Source organism: Bradyrhizobium sp. SSBR45G, from assembly GCF_030159255.1.
Lineage (GTDB): Bacteria > Pseudomonadota > Alphaproteobacteria > Rhizobiales > Xanthobacteraceae > Bradyrhizobium.
Genome location: NZ_BSCT01000011.1, coordinates 23,755 through 42,518, shown reverse-complemented (window position 1 = coordinate 42,518; position 18,764 = coordinate 23,755). Strand labels below are relative to the sequence as shown.

Here is an 18,764-nt window from a genome sequence, read left to right as displayed (position 1 = left end):
TCACCCTCCCTGCCGCGGGGTGATGATCTCAATCTCGTCGCCGGCCTTGAGCTGCGTCTCAGCCCAGCGGCTTTTCGGCACGACGTCGTAGTTCAGCGCGATCGCGAAATGGGTGCCTTCGTAGTCGAGCTCGGACAACAGCGCGGTGACGCTGGTTGAGCTGATGTCCCGCGCCTCGCCGTTGACGGTCACGCGCATCGCATCACCTCATTGTCGATCTGGCCGCGGTCGACATAGTTCAGCGTCGCCTGCGCCAGCGCCGGCGCGATCAGGAAGCCGTGGCGGTAGAGGCCGTTGACGCGGATCTCGTGCTCGCCGGTGACCGTGATGCGCGGCAGATTGTCGGGATAAGCGGGCCTGAGACCTGAGCCGAATTCGAGGATGCGGGCCTCGCCGAACGCCGGATGCACGGAGTAGGCGGCGCCCAACAATTCCAGCGCCGAGCGCAAGCTGACGCCGGTGTCCTCGGCCTCGAGCGAGGTCGCGCCGAGCATGAACAGATTGGCCTCGCGCGGGATCAGATAGAGCGGAAAGCGCGGATGCATCAGCCGCACCGGCCGCGCGAGGCTGACCTCCGACGTCTCGATCAGGATCATCTCGCCCTTGACGCCGCGCAGCTCCTGCTCCGCCTCGCGCGCGGCAAGGCCGCGGCAGTCGATGACGAGGCCGTCGAGATCATCGGCCGTCACGTCGCTGTTGAACAGCACCCGGCCGCCGGCCTCGACGATGCGCTGGTGCAGCTTGGGCAGCACGCGGCGCGGCTCGACATGGCCCTCGGTCGGATAGAACAGGCCCTCGCGGAAGCGGCCCTCCAGCGACGGCTCGAGCTCTGCGAGCGCTGCGGCATCGAGGCGCTGATAGCCTGAGGTGCGCCGGGCGAAGCGGTCGTAATCGGCGCGGTCGCGGGCATGGGCGATCACCAGCGAGCCGTTGAACGGCGTCTCCGGCAGCTCGCGCCGCCACAGGTCGAGCGAGGCCAGGCCCAGCCGGCTGATGACGGGCTCGGAGATCTCGCTCTCGCAATAGGGGGCGAGCATGCCGCCGGCCCAATGGCTGGTGGAGAGCATCAGGTCGGCGTCGCTGCGCTCGTGCAAGGTGACGTCGTGGCCGGCGCGCGCGAACAGCAGCGCCTGCCAGGCCCCGGCAATACCGGCGCCGATGATGGATACGGGGACGTCCCCGCGCGTGGTTGACTGCTGCATCCCTGTCCCTTCGCCGGCATGACCCGGATCAGGTTCAAAGGGTCACCGCACATCGCTGCGGTATCTCAGCTCCCCTCGGAGCTCCCCTCGGAACGCCCTTAAAATAGACCGATATGCCCCGGTGTCAACGGAGTGTCATGGAAAGACACTGCGGACAAGCGAGGAACCAATCGGTATCAGTGCGCCCGGGCGTGGCGGACGGTTGCAATTTTCGGCGTAATGTCGAGCGGGGCGCTGACGCGCTCGGCCCGGCCGGCGGGGCGCGCATCAGCGAGGCGCTGCCGCTTGGCCTCCTCGTAATAGCCCTTGGCGAAATAGCTCACGGCGCGGTCGTGGTCGCCGCGGGCGGCGCGATAGGCGCCGGCGAGATAGCGCACGCCATAGGTGAGGTTGGTGTTGGGATCGTGCAGGCCGGCGGCGTCGCCGGTGTAGCCGAGCCCGCGCGCGGTGCCGAGCTTGATCTGCATCAGGCCGATGCAGCCGCAGCGGCCGACCAGATCCTTCTGATATTTGCTCTCGCGCACGATGACGCGATGAATCAGCGCCTCGGGAATGTTGTTGGCGGCGGCATGCACCGCGACCAGCGCATCGATGTGCGGGTGGCCGGTGTTCATGTGCCTGGGCTTGGCATCGGCGGCCTTGCGGTCGGCGTCGCGCGGCTCGGCGGCGGGCGCATCGGCCGGGGCGATATCGGCGTCGGCCGGGACTGCGGCGTTAGCGTCCGAGGGCTGGGTGGTGTCGGCGCTGCTGACGGCCTCGATCGCCTCGACCTCGCGGGCGGCCTTGGTGACGGCGCTGTGCGCGGCAAGCTCCTTGATCCCATCGGCGCGGACATGCGCCAGCTTGATCTTGTCGGACCGGGATTTCGCGGCAGCCTCGGAGCCGGCGCTCGCATCCTCCGCAGCCATGGCGAACGGCACCTGGCCGGCCATCGCAAGGCCTGCGATGCAGGCCGTCAGCACAAGACGTCTCATGAGTCAGGATCCCCCGGGAACCATGCGCATGCCAAAGCAGCCCCCCGGCATGCATTTACACCTTGCACACCGTAATTGGTGCAAACGCCGGGCGATAATATGGCAGAAATGGGGCGGAAGGCTCTTGGCTGACCCGGGCGGATACCGGTTTACCCCGAATTAGAGCGGCCGTGCTTGGCTGCCGCGGTCTCCCAGCCAGGATCACGCGTGATGACGCTCTCCGTCGCCCACACCGAAGCGATCGCCCCACCGGCGCGGGCGCAGCTCGCGCTGTGGGTCGGCGCCGGCGTCTATGCGCTGCTGCTGATCTCCGGCAACCGCCTGCTCAACGATCCCGACACGCTGTGGCAGGTCACGATCGGACAGTGGATCATCGATCACCGCGCGGTGCCCACGGTCGACGTCTATTCCTTCACCATGCGCGGCGCGCCGTGGATTTCGACGCAATGGCTGGCCCAGGTCGCCTATGCCGCCGCCTACAGGCTGGCCGGCTGGACCGGGCCGGTGGTGCTGGCAGCCTCCGCGATCGCGTTGTCCTTTGCGCTGTTCGCGCGCATGCTGAGCCGGCATCTGCGCGACAGCACGACATTGCTGTTCGTGGTCGCGGCGTTCCTGCTCTGCCTGCCGCATCTGCTGGCGCGGCCGCATGTGCTGGCGTTTCCGCTGCTGGTGGCCTGGATGGCAGGGCTGATCGAGGCTGCCGATCGCAAGCAGGCGCCGCCGCCGGCGCTGGCGATCTTGATCGCGCTGTGGGCCAATCTGCATGGCGGCTTCGTGTTCGGGCTGTTCTTCATCGCGCCCGCCGCGCTCGATGCGGTGGTCAATGCGGAGGCCACGGCGCGCCGTGGCCTCGCCTTGCGCTGGGGCCTGTTCGCCGCGCTGGCGCTGGCGGCGAGCTGCTGCACGCCCTATGGCTGGAACGCGCTGCTCGCCGCGCAGAAGATCCTGTCGCTCGGGCAGGCGCTGCCGCTGATCGTGGAATGGAAGGCGACCGACTTTCAGAGCCTTGGCCCGTTCGAGATCTGCCTGCTGCTGGCGGTCGGCTTTGCGCTGTTCCATGGCCTCAGGCTGCCGCCGGTGCGCATCCTGATGCTGCTCGGCCTGCTGCACATGGCGCTGGCGCAGGCGCGCGCCGCCGAGCTGCTCGCGCTGGTCGGTCCCCTGGTGATCGCCGCGCCGCTGGCGCAACAGCTGGGCCTGGCGCTCGCGCCGCCTGCGGGTGCCCGGGCGTTGCTGGCGTCAGCCGTCGTGCTCACGCTGAGTGCCGGCACGCTCGCATCGGCGTCGATGCTCGATTTTGCGCCGAACATGCGCGGCACGCCGGTCGCGGCGGTGACCGAGCTGAAGACGCTCAACCTCACGCGTGTTCTCAACGACTACGATTTCGGCGGCTACCTGATCTCCACCGGCGTCGCGCCGTTCATCGATGGCCGCACCGAGCTGTACGGCGAAAAATTCTTCGTCGATCACAACGCGGCGTCCGGCCTGATGGAGCCCGACAATCTGTTCCGTCTGCTCAAGGACCACGACATCGAAGCCACTTTGCTGCGCACGCAGAGCGCGGCGACCAAGCTCTTGGATCATGTCGACGGCTGGCAGAAGGTCTATGCCGACGACATCGCCACCATCCATCTGCGCAGGGCCGGCGCCCGCCACAGTGTGGAACCTGCGGTTGCCCCCGATCGCAATTGAATCGAATGCAGCGATCGCATCTCCGTGAGGTCGGATGTCGCGCGGCATCCCGGCGCGTGCAAACGCGGGCCTCCACAGCTATGATGCAAGCTGTCAGTTCGACAGCAAGCCTGACTGATTCAACAGCCTGCAAAAAGCCTGAAACAGAGAGGGAGCGCGTCATGGCCGTCAAGGCGACCGACATTCAACCAGGTGACGTTGACGCTACGCAATCCAACGTGCGTGTCCTGGATCTGCCCCGCAACAATCCCTGCGCCCAATGCGCCGAGCCGATCGCGCTGCCGTCCTGGGTCGAGAAGGACGGCCGCCGCACCGCCTATCTCTGGCACTGCCGGCTCTGCGACTATCGCTACGAGACCATCGCTTTTTATGCCGAAGCCGTTGACGAGGCGGGCGCGCTGGCGGCGTAGTTCGGTGAGTTGCGCAGCGGCAGTGAAGTAAAAAAGCCCGTCGATGTTGTCGGCGGACGCGATCTGCAGCCGCGCTGACGGTCCGCTCCCTCTCCCCGTTCTTCACGGGGAGAGGGCTGGGGTGAGGGGCAGCCGCACGGGAAGACTAAGTTAGTCCGATCGAAATCTGCTCGAGGCGGCGCGCATGCCTGCGCGCGCAAATCTTGACGGTCCTGTTAGCAAATTTCTCAGGTACGGATCGGCACCGCCCGTGCCGCTGCCCCTCACCCCAGCCCTCTCCCCGTGAAGAACGGGGAGAGGGAGTGCAGCGTCGTCGCGGTGCGCAGCTCGGACTCATCGAACGCTCGTGTCATCCCTGCACTGCCGCTCCCGTCTTTAATCGTCGGCCGCTCTTCCCCAACCGTCATCCCGGAACACTCGCGCTGCACCGAGACCGCTTGTCGCGCATCGTGACGAAATCGTGGTTCCCGGGGAACGCGGAGTGATCACCGTGGTTCTCTCGTCACCATTCACTGAGAGGAGCACGACATGATGATGAAGACTGTTGCGGCCGGCCTGGCCGGTTCCCTGCTGCTCGCCACCGCAGCCTTTGCGGCCGAGAGCACGACCACGACCACCAGCACCACGACCCGCGCCGACACGACGGCGGCGTCCTATCAGGGCGACTGGCGCAGCTCGAAGCTGGTCGGTGTCAAGGTCTACAACAACAACAACGAGAATGTCGGCTCGATCGACGACCTGCTCGTCGACAAGAGCGGCGCGGTGAAGGGCGTCGTGGTTGGCGTCGGCGGCTTCCTCGGCATGGGCGAGCATCTCGTTGCCGTCTCGTTCGATCAGATCAAGTTCTCGGATCAGCCGGTGCAGTCGACCACCGCCGCAAACGCTCCGGCCTCCGGCACGACCTCGTCGACCATGCCGCCGGCCTCGACCACCACGACCGGCGCCGCGACCGGCACCTCGTCGTCCTCCTCGATGAGCTCGTCGAAGAGCCGCTGGTATCCGGACCACGCGATGATCAACGCGACCAAGGATCAGCTGAAGTCGATGCCCGAGTTCAAGTACGCGGAGTAACGACGTCACGAACAATCATTTGATTGTTTCGAGCAGCGCGCCCGGAGGGATCCGGGCGCGTTTGCGCGTTACGCGGCGGGCCGCAGCCGGGTCCGGCTGAGCGGCAGCTCGATGCGCGCGATGAGGCCGTGCGGCTTGCGATCGTGCAGCGACAGCTCGCCGCCATGCGCCTGGACGATCGCCTTCGCGATCGATAGGCCAAGCCCGAATCCGGTGGCCTCATCCATGTTGCGGGCGTCGTCGCCGCGCACGAACGGCTCCAGCATGTCGGACTTCCGGGCATCCGCGATTCCCGGGCCGTCATCCTCGACATCGATCGTCAGCCGGCTGCCGGAGACCGTCAGCCGGACGACGATTTCCTGGCCATATTTTGCGGCGTTCTCGACCAAATTGGTGACCGAGCGCATCAGGTCGTCCGGCCGTACTGTGGCCATCGCGTGCGTCGGGCCGACATAGACGACATTATGCCCGACATCCGCAAATTGGTCGGCGACGAGTTGCAGGATGCTCGCGATGTCGACCAGCGTCATCGGCTCGAGCTTGCGGCCGTTGCGCAGGAACGACAGCACCGAGCCCAGCATGGCATGCATCTGGTCAAGATCGGCCAGCATGCGGCTGCGCTGCAGCTCGTCCTCGACGAACTCACAGCGCAGCCGCATGCGGGTCAGCGGCGTCCGCAAATCGTGGCTGATCGCCGCCAGCATCTTGGTGCGGTCGTTGATCAGCGCGGTGATGCGCTGGCGCATCCGGTTCAGCGCTCGCGCCAGCGAGCGGATTTCCTCGGGTCCGCGCTCGGGCAGAGCGGGCCCTTCGCCATCGAGGCTGAAATTCTCGGCGGCCTTGGCGAAGCTCGACAATGGCGATGTCAGGGCGCGCGCGGCCCACAGGCCCAGCAGCGTCGTGCTGATCAGCGCGAACAGGATGGTCGTGAGCCAGGGGGCGCCCCAGAACGGCGGTCGCCGCGGGCGATCGGGCGCCTTGGCCGAGATCATCTCGCCGTCCGGCAGCTCGAAGATGACCCGGCGGGCGGCTGATCCCGGCGGCGGCATGAAGACGCGAAAACCGGGGCCCAGGCCGCGATAGCCACCAGGCCCGGGAGATCCGGCCTCGTGGGGGCCGTGAGGCCCGGGGCCTTGCTCGCCTGCGCCGGCTGCGTCGTCGCCGGCCGCGCGCGCGCCCGGTTCGGGCGGCCGTCCTGTCTCGGTCGGCAGCGGCCCGGAATGGGGCTTGATGTCGAACTCCGGGTAGGCGCGGGCGATGTCGACCAGCAGGCGGGGCCGATCGGCTCCAGGCGCGTGCCCGATGACATGGACGACCGCGGCGAGCTGGAACGGGCCTGCCTCGTTCTCACCGGGCGGCTGATCGGCCCGATAGATCAGGAAGGTCGCCGTGATGATGGCGTGCAGCGCCACGATCGAGATGGCCACCAGCGCCGTGATCTGGCCGCGGATTCCCTTGAGGTTGAGAAAGCCGAACGACTTCATGACAGCGCCATCAGATTCGACCCGTCAGTGGCTCTGAGGGGCCGTTACCACCTCGACGACGGGCGTGAACATGTAGCCGCCGGAACGCACGGTCTTGATCATCGTCGCCTCCTGCGGGTCCGGCTCGATCTTGCGGCGGATGCGGCTGACCAGCACGTCGATGGAGCGCTCGAACGAGCCGGCGCTGCGGCCCTGCGTGAGATCGAGCAGGCTGTCGCGCGACAGCACGCGGCCCGGCCGCTCGCAGAAGGTGCGCAGGAGATCGAACTCGGCGCTGGTCATGGCGACGCGGGCGCCTTCCGGATTACGCAGCTCGCGCAGGCGGAAGTCGATCTTCCAGCCGAGGAAGCTCAGCGCGGTGGCGCCCTCGGTTGCGCTCGCGGTCATCGCCGCCGCCTGACGGCGCAGCACCGCGTTGATGCGGGCGAGCAGCTCGCGCGGATTGAACGGCTTGGGCAGATAGTCGTCGGCGCCCATCTCGAGGCCGAGGATGCGGTCGACGTCCTCGCCGCGCGCCGTCAGCATGATGATCGGCACCTGCGATTCCGCGCGCAGCTTGCGGCACAGAGTGAGGCCGTCTTCGCCGGGCAGCATCACGTCCAGGATCAGGAGATCGATGCGGTGATCGCCCATGATCCGGGTCATCTCGCGGCCGTCGGTCGCGGTGGTCACGTTGCAGGCGTTGTTGCGCAGATATTTGGCGATCAGCGTTCGCGTCTCGCGGTCGTCCTCGACGACCAGGATGTGTGGTTGTGTCTGGGCCATACCGTCAATTGACCTAGAATCGCGGCGTTTTGCGAAGAATTTTGTTACGGAATGTTTCCTTGCGGCAACGTCCGGCAAGGCCCGGAAACCATCTAAACCCGTGTTGCGGCTTTCGTGTGGGCGCGTCAAGTCGGTGTGGAAAAGGCAGGCCGGTATCGGCGGGTGCGCGTGGCCGGGGGCCTGCGTGCGCGAGGCTCGGAGCTGCTGCATCGGGCTACCGCGAACACCGGCGATCCGTCGGGCCTTTCGTGCCGTCAGGGCAGACCAATGAAACAGCGCGCCGGGCAGGACCTGGCGCGCTGTGCAATGTCTTGAAACGAGTCGTCGCCCGATCAGTCCTACTTCACCAGCGGGCAGCCGCCCTTGTCGAGCGGACGGAAGGCCTCGTCGCCGGGCACGGTGGCGATCAGCTTGTAGAGGTCCCAGTCGCCCTTCGACTCCTCGGGCTTCTTGACCTCGAACAGATACATGTCGTGCACCATGCGGCCGTCGATGCGGATCTTGCCGTTCTTGGCGAAAAAGTCGTTCACCGGCGTGGCGCGCATCTGCTCCATCACCTTGGGCGCCTCGTCGGTGCCGATGGCCTCGATCGCCTTCAGATAGTGCATGGTGGCGGAGTAGAGCCCGGCCTGGATCATGGTCGGCATGTGCCCGACCTTGTCGTTGAAGCGCTTGGAGAAGGCGCGGGTCTCGTCGTTCATGTCCCAGTAGAACGCGTCGGTGACGATCAGGCCTGACGTCGATTTGATCCCGAGCGAATGCACGTCGGTGATCTCCATCAGCAGCGCGATCATCTTCTGGCCGCTCTGCGCCAGGCCGAACTCGGCGGCCTGCTTCAGCGCGTTCTGGGTGTCGCCGCCGGCGTTCGCAAGCCCGACCACCTTCGCCTTGGAGGCCTGGGCCTGCAGCACGAAGGATGAGAAATCCGACGAGTTCAGCGGGTGGCGCACTTCGCCGAGCACCTTGCCGCCGCTCTCCTTCACGACATTGGCGGCATCGCGCTGCAGCGCCTGGCCGAAGGCGTAGTCCGCCGTGATGAAGAACCAGGTATCCTCGCCGCGCTTGACCATCGCCTTGCCGGCGACGTTCGATAGCGCATAGGTGTCGTAGGTCCAGTGCACCGTGTTCGGCGAGCACTGCGTGCCGGTGATGTCGGAGGAGCCGCCGCCGGAGTTGATGTGGATCTTGTTCTTCTCGCGCGTCAGCGCCGAGACCGGCAGCGCCACCGAGGAGGTCGGCACGTCAAAGATCGCATCGACCTTTTCATTGTCGTACCAGTTGCGGGCGATATTGACGCCGACATCGGGCTTGTTCTGGTGATCGGCCGAGACCACCTCGACGTTCTTGCCCTTGACCTTGCCGCCGTAATCCTCGACCGCCATCTGCACGGCCACCAGCGAGCCCTTGCCGGTGGCGTCGGCGTACAGGCTCGACATGTCGGTCAGCACCCCGATCTTGACGATGTCGTCGGAAATCGTCTGGGCCCGAGCGGTTCCGCAGAGCGCCGCGAGCGCGATGGCGGCGACGATGGCCTGCCCTGAAGGTCTCATGTTTCTCTCCCGAGATTATTGTTGTCGGACGCAAGTTCTAGCCGTCCCTGCGCCGCCCTGCAAAGCGATGCGGCGCATGGGACGGTTGCGAAACGTCTCGCGTTACAATCCGGGCAGCGAATTGACACGCACGCTGATCGTGCCCTCGGCGGTGGCGATCACGCGCAGCGTGGTGGCGTCGAAGGCGATGTCGGTAAGCGCCAGATTGTTGACGTCGGTATCGACGCGAATGCCGTTCTCGTTCTTCTGCAGCTCAGCCACCGTGGTCGCGATCTTCTCGCGGACATTGTCGGCGAACGGCTTGAGATCGATCACCGATCGCTCCAGCACGGCGCGCTGCAGATGGGGAACGGCGGCGCGGGCGGCGGCGCCGAGCAGGCCGAAGGCGGCTTCCGATTCCACCGCGAGCTGCAGGTCGGACAGGCGCAGGATCTGCTGCGCCTGATCGACCATCGGCCGGCCCCAGATGTGCACGGTGGCGTCGGCGCCGAGGCCGAAGAAGCTCTCTTTCTCCTTGCCCTTGACCTGCAGGGAGATCAGCAGCCGGTTGCCCGAAGGCACCACGGTCGCATGCTTGACGGTGACCGCGACCGGGCCGGAGCCGTCCTCGGGGAATGTCCGCCCCGACAGCTGCGAATCGACCAGCTTGTTGAGCTCGGTGAACGGGACGTCGATCGGAACCGCGACGTTGATGCCGCCGGGTGTCGGCGGAATGATCGTGATCTTCTCGGGGAACGGACAGACCGGCTTGGTCTCTGCCGCCGTCACCTTGGTTTCCGCCTCGATCCCCATGGTGATGCTGGCGGTGGTGGAGTCGATCGCCGGCTGCGCAGCCAGCGCCCGCGTCGGCTTGATCTCGAGCCAGACGGCCGGCAGCCCCGGCGCGGTGCCCTGGAGCGGCACCGAGCGGCAGGCGCGCGCCCACTGCGCCTGTGCGCTACGCCGCATCGTCGGGTCCTTGCGGAGCCTGTCGCTGAGCGCGTTGAGCTGGTCGTTGACGGTCTTGTCGATGACCGGCTTCATCTGCGCCGGCACGTTGACCCGGGCGCCGGCGACGGTGAGTGCGGTGTCGCCGAGATTGACCTGGGCGGAGAAATTCGGTTCGACGTACCAGGATGCGGCCAGCCGCGGCCGCATCGCGATCAGCACATTGCCCTTGATGTCGGCGGTGGCGTTCAGGTTCTTGATGTTGATGCCGCCGATCTGCTTGGCGGCATCCGATCCGAGCAGGCCGCCGAGCGCGTCACCGATCGCGCCGGTGGCCTTCGAGGACAGCGAGCCGGTGACGTTCAGGCGGCCCGACAGCGGCGTCGCCAGCGACAGCGTGTCCTGGGTGCCGGTCGCGGCAATGGCGCCGCGCGTGACCGTCCAGCCGATGTCGGCATTCTGCAGGATCTGGTTGACGGGATTGTCGGCCTTCCCGGTGAAATTGCGCGGCGTCGCCTTTTCGGCGGCGTCACGGATAGCGCCGAGCGAGATCGACACCGGTGCCATGATGATCGAATTGCGGGTCGCTGGGGGCAGCGGGGGCAGCTCAGCCAGCTGCGGCGCCGGGGTGCTGCCCGAAAACAGGAACACTTCCGCAACGATGATACCGACGAGGACGACGGCGGCTACGGCCACGGCGCCGATCAGGATCAGCCGCAGCGGCGGCGAGCGCCGCGGCGGCCGTTGCGATTTCGGAGCGAGCGGGTGAGGCCTGCTCTGCCAATCCGGTCGCGGCGTCGGAAGGTTCATGTCGGATCCACGGACTCCAGGAGCCACGATGCCGGGTGAGTCCGGACGCGGCGAGATCGCGGTTAATACAAGATTGCCGAGCTTACAGGGCCGGACGGGGGCGCGCCAGGGCAGCCTGTGACGCAGCGAGCCATCAATCGGCCGTGATGGTGAATGCGGTGGGGCGCGCAAAGAAAAGAAATGACCGCCGGGGCACGAGGCCACGGCGGTCCAGTCAGGGAGGATCGGAGAATGGGTGAGAGGCGGGGGGCGCCGGTCAGCGCGTGACGCGGCCGAGATCGGCGCGGCGTTCCATCGGCAGCACGATCACCTTGGCGCCGACATTGACGCGGGAATAGAGGTCGATCACGTCCTGATTCGTCAGGCGGATGCAGCCCGATGACACATGCGTGCCGATCGTCTCGGGCGCGTTGGTGCCGTGGATGCGATAGACGGTGCCGCCGAGATACATCGCGCGGGCGCCAAGCGGATTGCCGGGACCGCCGGCCATGTGCCGCGGCAGATAGGGCTGGCGCGCGATCATCTCCGGCGGCGGCGTCCAGTCCGGCCATTCGGCCTTCTTCGTCACCGCCTGCACGCCCGACCAGGTGAAGCCGTCGCGGCCGACGCCGATGCCGTAGCGCATCGCCTGGCCGCTGCCGAGCACGTAGTACAAGTACTTGTTGGGCGTATCGATCACAACGGTGCCCGGCGCCTCGCGAGTCGTGTAGCTCACGACCTGGCGGCGAAGGCGCGCGGGCAGCTCATAGGCGGTCGCTTCGTCCTCGCGCGGATTGAGAATCTGCGGCGCCGCTGCGGGCGGCTCATAGGTGGCGACCGGCGGCGGCAGCAGGAAAGGGAAGGGCAGCGGCGCCGGCGAAGCGGCCTGCGTCGGCGTCGCGGCCAAAACGGCGCCGGCGACCAGCGCGCCGAGGACAATGCGAGACGGTGAAAAAATAGTGGCTGACGTGAACATCGACGTCCCCTTGTTTGATCGCCTGGCGCGCGCCGCATGGTCGCGGTCGGCGCCGTTGAAATCAGCTGCCTGTCATCATTGTTTGTGGCGCGTTCGACCTGCGCCTGATGCTGCAACTCATAAGGGAGAAAAGTTTCGTTGCGTTTGCGCGCTGCAGGCAAAACGGTTTCGTCGGCTTAACCGTTTGTTTCATGACGGTTTCACGACAGGCCCGCGCGCCGATCGCGGCTTCCGCCGTGGATGGCCGCAAAAACAACCTTCGACAGTTCGATGACGTCACACGCCTGAAATAACAATGTCGGAATTTGCGGCCGTTCAGAATCGCTGCAACTTTCCGGATCGCCTTATGAGGATCTTAATCGCAACCGACGCCTGGCACCCGCAGGTCAATGGCGTGGTGCGCACGCTGACATCGCTGGCGCGCGCAGCCGCGGGCCTCGGCGCCGACATCACCTTCCTCACGCCGGAGGGCTTCCCGTCCTTCGCGGTGCCGACCTATCCGGGCCTGCGGCTGGCGATCACCGGGGCTGGTGAGATCGCCCGCCGCATCGAGGCGGCTGCGCCGGACGCGATTCACATCGCGACCGAAGGCACGATCGGCTGGGCGGTGCGCCGCTACTGCCTGCGCCACGGCCTGCCGTTCACGACATCCTACACGACGCGCTTCCCGGAATACGTCTCGGTGCGTACCGGAATTCCCGACGCCGTCGGCTACTGGGTGATGCGCCGCTTCCACGACGCGGCCGCGATGACCATGGTGGCAACGAATTCGCTGAAGCAGGAGCTCGCGACGCGCGGCTTCAAGCGGCTCGGCTTCTGGACCCGCGGCGTTGATACCAGGCTGTTCAATCCGGACGCGCCTGCGGCGCTCGACCTGCCGCGCCCGGTGTTCATGAGCGTCGGCCGCGTGGCGGTCGAGAAGAATCTCGAGGCTTTCCTGTCGCTCGATCTGCCCGGCTCGAAGGTCGTGGTCGGCGACGGTCCCCAGAAGGCGGAGCTCGCGCGCAAATTTCCGGCGGCGCATTTCCTCGGCGAGAAGACCGGCGCGGATCTGACGGCGCATATGGCGGCGGCCGACGTGTTCGTATTCCCGAGCCTGACCGACACATTCGGCGTCGTGCAGCTGGAATCACTCGCCTGCGGCACGCCCGTCGCGGCATTTCCCGTCACGGGCCCGCTCGACGTCATCGCCGATCATCCGATCGGCGCGATCGACTGGGACCTGCGCGCGGCCTGCCTGAAGGCGCTGACGATGTCGCGCGCGGACTGCCGGGCGTTCGCGCTCGACCGCTCCTGGGAGAACAGCGCGCGGCAGTTCATCGGCAATCTCGCGGTGCTGCAGCCGGCGCGTGTCGTGCGTCCTGCGCCGATCCTGGCCGGCCAGAGCGCGGTGCGCGGCTGACGGCGAATTTTGCATCACTCCAATCATTCCAAACCGTAGTGAGATGTAACGATGGCAGAAACCATGAAGCTCGACGGCGCGCGGGAGCTCGATTTCGACCGCGAGCAGGTCGAGCAGGCCTATGACCGCTGGGCGCCGATCTATGACCTCGTGTTCGGCGGCGTGTTCGAGAAGGGCCGCAAGGCCGCGATATCGGCCACCAACAAGCTCGGCGGGCGCGTGCTCGAGGTCGGCGTCGGCACCGGCATCTCGCTGCCGCTCTACGCGCCGCACGTCCGCGTGTTCGGCACCGACATCTCCGAGGCGATGCTCGGCAAGGCGATGCGGCGCGTCGCCGAGCAGCGGCTGAAGAACGTCGAGGGCCTCGCGGTGATGGACGCCGAGAACCTCGACTTTGCCGATGATTCCTTCGACGTCGTGATGGCGCAATATGTCGTCACCGCGGTGCCGAATCCGGAAGTCGCGCTCGACGAGTTCGCCCGCGTGCTGCGTCCCGGCGGCGAGCTGATCATCCTCACCCGCGTGAGCGCCGATGACGGCCTGCGCCGGGTCATCGAGCAGGCGCTGCAGCCGGTGGTGCGCAAGCTCGGCTTCCGCACCGCCGAGTTTGGCTGGTCGCGCTACATGCGCTGGCTTGCCGGTGCTGACAGCATGGAGCTGGTGGAGCGCCGGCTGATTCCGCCGCTCGGCCACTTCTCGCTGGTCCGCTTCCGCAAGCTGGAGCGCGCCGCCGCGGCCTGAGCCGCGGCACGTCTCCGGCGCGTGCCATGTTCCGCGTTCGTGCGTCCTGACATGTGACATCTCGATATCGTCACATCACCTACATCGAATTCCCGTACACGCCTTGCAACTCAGTCTTCGGAGCAACCATGATCAAGCATTTCCTGGAGCAGCTGCGGATCCAGCGCTGGGACGACCATCGCTACTATCATCACAGCCGCATCAATCAGAGCCTGCACTTCGTGAGCGCGGTCAGCTTCATGATCGCCTATGTCATGATGGTGTTCGATCCGCTGGTCTCGGCGCTGATCGGCTGGCTGGTCTCGATGACCTCGCGCCAGGCCGGACATTTCTTCTTCGAGCCGAAGGGCTACGACCACGTCAACCAGGCGACCCACGAGCACAAGGAAGAGATCAAGGTCGGCTACAATCTGCAGCGCAAGGTGGTGCTGATGTCGATCTGGGCCGCGGCGCCGGTCGTGCTCTATCTGCAGCCGTCCTTCTTCGGCTTCCTCACGCCGTGGACCTCGGCGACGGATTTCGCCCGCGAGACCGCCAAGCTCTGGCTCGTGATCGGCGTCGGCGGCCTCGTGTTCCGCACCGTGCATCTCTTCTTCATCCGCGACGTCGAGACCGGCCTCGTCTGGATGACCAAGATCCTCACCGATCCGTTCAACGACTTCATGCTCTACCGCAAGGCCCCGATCGCGCTGCTGCGCGGCGAGCTGATCGATCCGGGCCTGGATCTGATCGGCGAGGGCCTCGAGGAGCAGCACGCCTGAACCGGCCGCTGCGTCAGACATGCGCGATGCCCGGGCCGGTCCCGGGCATCGGTGTTTGTGGGGACCCCAAGTGAGTTCAATCGCCGACGTAGCCGAAGCGGCGGCGTCATCCTCCCTTGCAGGAGCAGGGTTATCGCATATGGAGATAAAGTGCCGTCGCGACCAACGGTCCTGCAAGTTGGTTACGCCGTCATGCCCGGGCTTGTCCCGGGCATCCACGTGGTTCCCAGCGTGCCGACCGACGTGGATGGCCGGGACAAGCCCGGCCATGACGACGTGGGGACAGACGAGCGCAAAACTGCGATCGTCATATGCGATAGCGCTGCCCCTTCAAACAAGGGGGGCAGCGGCCTCAGCGCCCGACCACGGCGCCGAGCATCTCCTTCAGGATCTGGCGCTTGATGGCCTTGTTGGTGAGCGTGCCGTCGTTCCACCACCAGCCGTCCTGCTTCATCGTCTCCGCCGCGGCGACGAATCGCCTCGTGACCTCGGCGAAATCCGCATCGGTGTAGTTGAGGCTGAAGATGAAGCGGCCGGTGCCGACCCAGCTCAGCGCCAGGCCCTCGGCGCGCAGATAGTATTGCAGCATCCAGTTGTAGCGCGACGGCACGGTGTACTCGACCAGCCAGATCGACTGCAGATTGGACACGCGCACCGGCAGGTCGCGCTCGGTCAGCATGGCGTTGAGCTCGCTGGCACGGCCGTTCCAGGTCGCATCGAGGCCGTCATAGATGGTGCGGAAGTTCGGGCTGTCGAGCCGGCTCAGGAACTCGTCCATCGCCGCCATCACGTAGGGATGCGAGTTGAAGGTGCCGCGGGCGAAGCAGATGTCGGCCGGCCGGTCGTCGCGGAAGCGGCGCATGTACTCCTTCTTGCCGCAGACCACGCCGATCGGCAGGCCGCCGCCGAGGCTCTTGCCGTAGGTCACCATGTCCGCCTTGACGCCGAAATACTCCTGGGCGCCACCGGGCGCGAGCCGGAAGCCCAGGAACACCTCGTCGAACAGCAGCACGATGCCGCGTTCTGTACAGACCTCGCGCAGCTGCTTCAGCCAGGCGGTGTAGGCGTCGCGGTCGTAGTTGCCCTTGCGCGAGGAATCGACCAGCGCCGAATCGCCGGGCGCATTGCCGTTCGGATGCAGCGCCTGCAGCGGGTTGACCAGCACGCAGGCGATGTCGCGCCGCGTGCGCAGAACATGCAGCGTGCGCTCGGACATCTCGGCCAGCGTGTAGGTCTCGTGCGGCGCGATCGGATTGCCGACGCCGGGCTGCACGTCGCCCCACCAGCCGTGATAGGCGCCGGCAAAGCGCACCAGATGGCTGCGGCCGGTGTGGTAGCGGGCGAGCCGCACCGCCTGCATGACGGCCTCGGTGCCGGACATGTGGAACGAGACCTCGTCCATCCCGGACAATTCGGTCAGGCGCTTCACATTGTCGGCGACGACCGGATGATACAGCCCGAGCACCGGGCCGAGCGCCTGCGCGCGCCGCTCCGCGGCTGCGATGCACTCCTTGTAGAAGTCGTAGCCGAAGATGTTGACGCCGTAGGAGCCGGCGAGGTCGTAGAACTGGTTGCCGTCGAGATCGGTGATGGTGACGCCCGACGACGCCTGCATGAACGAGCCGGCGCCGAGCTGCTCCTTGACCAGCCGGCTGTACTGGAACGGCACCCTGTAGCTCTGGGTGAACTGCAGGTCGGAGATGCGGCTCGCGGCTTCGGTGGTCAGCGCGCGGCTCTTGGCGAACTTGTCCTGGAACAGCGCGCCGAGCCGAAAGAAGCCGTCCTGGCGTCTGGTCGCGATGTCCGGCGGCGCGCCGTCGGAGCAGAAGAACTTGTCGTTTCCGAACTCGTAGCGCGGGATCAGCTTGGAGATCCGGCGCGACATCTTGGAATGCCCCGCCAGCGAACGGTGCTTGGCGCGCGACAGCGCGATCCGCGCGGTGACTTTCGGGGCGACGGCGGCTGTCACAGCGGCGCCGACGGCCAGCGATACATAAGGAATCGAGTTTTCCATCATGTCCACCAGCGCTAACCCCTCCTGCTGACAGATTCATGACAGTCAAAAGCCTGATCGCCGCCGTCACCCAACAGGAAGACCTCAACTTCCTGCTCACCAACCGCGTGCCGCGCGCCGCGCTGACCCGCTTCATGGGCTGGTTCTCCAAGATCGAGAACCCGCTCGTCCGCGACGCCTCGATCGCGCTATGGAAGCTGTTCTCCGACCTCGACCTCTCCGAGGCCAAGGAGGCGCATTTCAAGAGCCTGCACGCCTGCTTCACGCGCGAGCTGAAGCCTGGCCTGCGGCCGTTCGATCCCGATCCTGCGATCGTGACCAGCCCGTCCGACGGCATCATCGGCGCGCACGGCCTGATCAGGGACGGCGAGCTGTATCAGATCAAGGGCGCGCCCTATGCGTTGCGTGACCTCGTCGCCGATCCCGCCGTCGTCGACACCCATCGCAACGGCTGCTTCGTCACGCTGCGGCTGACCTCGAGCATGTATCACCGCTTCCATGCGCCGGCCGACATGACGCTCGAACATGTCAGCCTGATCCATGGCGACGTCTGGAACGTCAATCCGATCGCGCTGAAGCGCGTCGAGCGGCTGTTCTGCAAGAACGAGCGCGCGGTGATCCGCACCCATCTCGCCACCGGCGAGCCGTTCACGATCGTGCCGGTCGCCGCGATCCTGGTCGCGAGCATCCGGCTGCACGCGCTCGATCGCGTATTGAACGCGCAGACCGAGCGGCCGCTCGCCTATCCGTGTCACGACAATGTGCGCAAGGGCGATGAGCTCGGATGGTTCGAGCATGGCTCGACCATCATCCTGCTCGCGCCCGGCGAGTTCACGTTCTGCCCGAACGTCGCCGAGGGCGCGCGTATCCGCGCCGGCCAGCCACTGTGGCGCAGGCGCGTCGCCGCCGGCCCAATGTGACGCGGGCACGACGGGAATCTCGATTTCGCCGTTGCGCGTCACCATATCCTGGCGTTGAACTGGCGAATCGGCGGGTTGCAACCCGCGGCATGGGAGAGGCGATGGCGAGAACGCCGATCATGGCAGCAGGCGGCATCGTGCTGCGGCGGGAGCAACCGCCGCGCATCGCGGTCGTGCGCCTGCGCAAGCGCGACGAATGGGTGCTGCCGAAGGGCAAGCTCGACGACGGCGAGACGCCGCGCGACGCGGCCAAGCGCGAAGTGCTGGAGGAGACCGGCCACAAGGTGACGGTGCACGAATTCCTCGGCACGCTGGTCCATGACACCGGCACGCGTTCCAAGGTGGTGCACTATTGGCGCATGGAGGCGGCCAGCGAGCCGTCGCATCCGCTGATGGACGACGTCCGCGCCGTCGACTGGCTGCCGCTCGACGCCGCCGTGGAACGGCTGTCGCGCGATCACGAGCGAACGTTCCTGGAGACCGTCGGGCCCTACGCGCTGGCGGGCCTGATCCGCAAGACCAAGGCCAAGCCGGCGGCCGAGGAGTTCGCTGCAAGACCGGCTGCCGATGCGGACGCCGCCGTGGGCGACATCAGCGCCGCCGACAAGCCCGCAGCGGTCAAGAAGCGCCGCACCCGCGTCACCGCGAAGCCGACGCCTGAGCCGGCGATGGAGACGGCCGTCCCCGAGGTGGTCGCACCCGCGGAGGCCGTGTCCGCGGCCGAGCAGCCAGTGGTCGCAACGCAGCCGTCCGATGCGGACGCCGGCGCTGTGTCGCCCGCCGCCGAGGCCGCCGCGTCGGAGACGTCACCGGCTCCGTTCCCCGCCGCGACCGTCGAGCTCTCGGCGCATGTCGAGCGGGTCGAGGCGGTGGCGGCTGCGATCAAGTCGCTCGTTCCGGCGTCCGCCGCGGCCGACACGGATGAGAAGGCGCGGTCCGGGATCGCGCCATCGGAATCGCCGAACGCCGGTGCTGGGATGGCACAGCGCTCGGACGAGGCGGCCGCGGCCGGAGATGGCGCGGAGGGCCGTCGCCGCAGCTTGGCGCAGAAAATGCGGGCCTGGCTCGGCCGCGCCGCCTGAGCCC

At 66.8% G+C, this 18,764-nt stretch carries 17 protein-coding genes and 1 riboswitch; of the genes, 8 read left to right on the top strand and 9 right to left on the bottom strand.

Going from position 1 to position 18,764, the window contains the following annotated elements:
• The 3 genes from thiS to QQL87_RS15505 form a co-directional block, all read right to left on the bottom strand.
• On the bottom strand, positions 1 to 198 hold the full coding sequence (gene thiS / locus QQL87_RS15515; protein ID WP_284419846.1) for a sulfur carrier protein ThiS: 198 nt from the start codon (positions 196 to 198) through the stop codon (positions 1 to 3).
• On the bottom strand, positions 189 to 1,202 hold the full coding sequence (locus tag QQL87_RS15510) for an FAD-dependent oxidoreductase (protein WP_284419848.1): 1,014 nt from the start codon (positions 1,200 to 1,202) through the stop codon (positions 189 to 191). Before QQL87_RS15510 ends, thiS begins: the two co-directional genes overlap by 10 nt.
• Positions 1,190 to 1,300, bottom strand: a riboswitch (TPP riboswitch). (Overlaps the previous gene by 13 nt.)
• 78 nt (positions 1,301 to 1,378) lie before the next feature.
• Positions 1,379 to 2,176, bottom strand: coding sequence for a transglycosylase SLT domain-containing protein (locus QQL87_RS15505; protein WP_284419850.1), 798 nt, complete (start codon positions 2,174 to 2,176; stop codon positions 1,379 to 1,381).
• 210 nt (positions 2,177 to 2,386) lie between these two features.
• Here QQL87_RS15505 and QQL87_RS15500 point away from each other — a divergent pair, with 210 nt between their 5' ends.
• The 3 genes from QQL87_RS15500 to QQL87_RS15490 all read left to right on the top strand — a co-directional run bounded on the left by QQL87_RS15500 (position 2,387) and on the right by QQL87_RS15490 (position 5,349).
• Positions 2,387 to 3,868 (top strand): hypothetical protein, encoded by a 1,482-nt coding sequence (locus QQL87_RS15500; RefSeq protein WP_284419851.1) that lies wholly within the window; start codon positions 2,387 to 2,389, stop codon positions 3,866 to 3,868.
• Positions 3,869 to 4,029: 161 nt separating this feature from the next.
• Positions 4,030 to 4,278, top strand: a complete 249-nt coding sequence (locus QQL87_RS15495) for a hypothetical protein (RefSeq protein WP_284419852.1) — start codon at positions 4,030 to 4,032, stop codon at positions 4,276 to 4,278.
• A 528-nt stretch (positions 4,279 to 4,806) separates the two neighbouring features.
• On the top strand, positions 4,807 to 5,349 hold the full coding sequence (locus tag QQL87_RS15490) for a PRC-barrel domain-containing protein (RefSeq protein ID WP_284419853.1): 543 nt from the start codon (positions 4,807 to 4,809) through the stop codon (positions 5,347 to 5,349).
• 68 nt (positions 5,350 to 5,417) lie between these two features.
• On the opposite strand, the gene QQL87_RS15485 is transcribed toward QQL87_RS15490, so the two are convergent.
• From QQL87_RS15485 to QQL87_RS15465, 5 genes are all read right to left on the bottom strand, one after another.
• Positions 5,418 to 6,833: an ATP-binding protein gene (locus tag QQL87_RS15485; RefSeq protein WP_284419854.1), complete on the bottom strand. Its 1,416-nt coding sequence runs from the start codon at positions 6,831 to 6,833 to the stop codon at positions 5,418 to 5,420.
• 24 nt (positions 6,834 to 6,857) lie between these two features.
• Positions 6,858 to 7,598, bottom strand: a complete 741-nt coding sequence (locus tag QQL87_RS15480) for a response regulator (protein WP_009025786.1) — start codon at positions 7,596 to 7,598, stop codon at positions 6,858 to 6,860.
• A gap of 338 nt (positions 7,599 to 7,936) precedes the next feature.
• The gene (locus tag QQL87_RS15475) at positions 7,937 to 9,148 is read right to left on the bottom strand and encodes an ABC transporter substrate-binding protein (RefSeq protein ID WP_284419855.1); all 1,212 of its coding nucleotides are present in this window, start codon (positions 9,146 to 9,148) and stop codon (positions 7,937 to 7,939) included.
• 102 nt (positions 9,149 to 9,250) lie between these two features.
• Positions 9,251 to 10,885 carry a DUF4403 family protein gene (locus QQL87_RS15470; RefSeq protein ID WP_284419856.1) on the bottom strand — a complete coding sequence of 545 codons (1,635 nt, stop codon included), beginning with the start codon at positions 10,883 to 10,885 and terminating at the stop codon, positions 9,251 to 9,253.
• A 256-nt stretch (positions 10,886 to 11,141) separates the two neighbouring features.
• On the bottom strand, positions 11,142 to 11,840 hold the full coding sequence (locus QQL87_RS15465) for a L,D-transpeptidase (protein ID WP_284419857.1): 699 nt from the start codon (positions 11,838 to 11,840) through the stop codon (positions 11,142 to 11,144).
• Between the two features lie 346 nt (positions 11,841 to 12,186).
• On the opposite strand from QQL87_RS15465, the gene QQL87_RS15460 reads away from it, so the two are divergent.
• The 3 genes from QQL87_RS15460 to QQL87_RS15450 all read left to right on the top strand — a co-directional run bounded on the left by QQL87_RS15460 (position 12,187) and on the right by QQL87_RS15450 (position 14,744).
• Positions 12,187 to 13,242: a glycosyltransferase family 4 protein gene (locus tag QQL87_RS15460; protein ID WP_284419858.1), complete on the top strand. Its 1,056-nt coding sequence runs from the start codon at positions 12,187 to 12,189 to the stop codon at positions 13,240 to 13,242.
• A gap of 51 nt (positions 13,243 to 13,293) precedes the next feature.
• Positions 13,294 to 13,983, top strand: a complete 690-nt coding sequence (locus tag QQL87_RS15455; RefSeq protein ID WP_284419859.1) for a class I SAM-dependent methyltransferase — start codon at positions 13,294 to 13,296, stop codon at positions 13,981 to 13,983.
• 128 nt (positions 13,984 to 14,111) lie between these two features.
• Positions 14,112 to 14,744: a hypothetical protein gene (locus QQL87_RS15450; protein ID WP_284419860.1), complete on the top strand. Its 633-nt coding sequence runs from the start codon at positions 14,112 to 14,114 to the stop codon at positions 14,742 to 14,744.
• Between the two features lie 352 nt (positions 14,745 to 15,096).
• Here QQL87_RS15450 and QQL87_RS15445 read toward each other — a convergent pair whose 3' ends face one another.
• On the bottom strand, positions 15,097 to 16,761 hold the full coding sequence (locus QQL87_RS15445; protein WP_502871178.1) for an aminotransferase class III-fold pyridoxal phosphate-dependent enzyme: 1,665 nt from the start codon (positions 16,759 to 16,761) through the stop codon (positions 15,097 to 15,099).
• 35 nt (positions 16,762 to 16,796) lie between these two features.
• Here QQL87_RS15445 and asd point away from each other — a divergent pair, with 35 nt between their 5' ends.
• Positions 16,797 to 17,678 carry an archaetidylserine decarboxylase gene (gene asd, locus QQL87_RS15440; protein ID WP_284419861.1) on the top strand — a complete coding sequence of 294 codons (882 nt, stop codon included), beginning with the start codon at positions 16,797 to 16,799 and terminating at the stop codon, positions 17,676 to 17,678.
• 101 nt (positions 17,679 to 17,779) lie between these two features.
• The gene (locus tag QQL87_RS15435) at positions 17,780 to 18,760 is read left to right on the top strand and encodes an NUDIX hydrolase (RefSeq protein ID WP_284419863.1); all 981 of its coding nucleotides are present in this window, start codon (positions 17,780 to 17,782) and stop codon (positions 18,758 to 18,760) included.
• The last annotated feature ends 4 nt before the right edge of the window (positions 18,761 to 18,764 follow it).

Bases quoted from the DNA above. Each gene is read 5' to 3' on its own strand.
- thiS (WP_284419846.1), bottom strand. From the start codon at position 198: ATGCGCGTGACCGTCAACGGCGAGGCGCGGGACATCAGCTCAACCAGC.
- QQL87_RS15510 (WP_284419848.1), bottom strand. From the start codon at position 1,202: ATGCAGCAGTCAACCACGCGCGGGGACGTCCCCGTATCCATCATCGGC.
- QQL87_RS15505 (WP_284419850.1), bottom strand. From the start codon at position 2,176: ATGAGACGTCTTGTGCTGACGGCCTGCATCGCAGGCCTTGCGATGGCC.
- QQL87_RS15500 (WP_284419851.1), top strand. From the start codon at position 2,387: ATGACGCTCTCCGTCGCCCACACCGAAGCGATCGCCCCACCGGCGCGG.
- QQL87_RS15495 (WP_284419852.1), top strand. From the start codon at position 4,030: ATGGCCGTCAAGGCGACCGACATTCAACCAGGTGACGTTGACGCTACG.
- QQL87_RS15490 (WP_284419853.1), top strand. From the start codon at position 4,807: ATGATGATGAAGACTGTTGCGGCCGGCCTGGCCGGTTCCCTGCTGCTC.
- QQL87_RS15485 (WP_284419854.1), bottom strand. From the start codon at position 6,833: ATGAAGTCGTTCGGCTTTCTCAACCTCAAGGGAATCCGCGGCCAGATC.
- QQL87_RS15480 (WP_009025786.1), bottom strand. From the start codon at position 7,598: ATGGCCCAGACACAACCACACATCCTGGTCGTCGAGGACGACCGCGAG.
- QQL87_RS15475 (WP_284419855.1), bottom strand. From the start codon at position 9,148: ATGAGACCTTCAGGGCAGGCCATCGTCGCCGCCATCGCGCTCGCGGCG.
- QQL87_RS15470 (WP_284419856.1), bottom strand. From the start codon at position 10,885: ATGAACCTTCCGACGCCGCGACCGGATTGGCAGAGCAGGCCTCACCCG.
- QQL87_RS15465 (WP_284419857.1), bottom strand. From the start codon at position 11,840: ATGTTCACGTCAGCCACTATTTTTTCACCGTCTCGCATTGTCCTCGGC.
- QQL87_RS15460 (WP_284419858.1), top strand. From the start codon at position 12,187: ATGAGGATCTTAATCGCAACCGACGCCTGGCACCCGCAGGTCAATGGC.
- QQL87_RS15455 (WP_284419859.1), top strand. From the start codon at position 13,294: ATGGCAGAAACCATGAAGCTCGACGGCGCGCGGGAGCTCGATTTCGAC.
- QQL87_RS15450 (WP_284419860.1), top strand. From the start codon at position 14,112: ATGATCAAGCATTTCCTGGAGCAGCTGCGGATCCAGCGCTGGGACGAC.
- QQL87_RS15445 (WP_502871178.1), bottom strand. From the start codon at position 16,761: ATGATGGAAAACTCGATTCCTTATGTATCGCTGGCCGTCGGCGCCGCT.
- asd (WP_284419861.1), top strand. From the start codon at position 16,797: ATGACAGTCAAAAGCCTGATCGCCGCCGTCACCCAACAGGAAGACCTC.
- QQL87_RS15435 (WP_284419863.1), top strand. From the start codon at position 17,780: ATGGCGAGAACGCCGATCATGGCAGCAGGCGGCATCGTGCTGCGGCGG.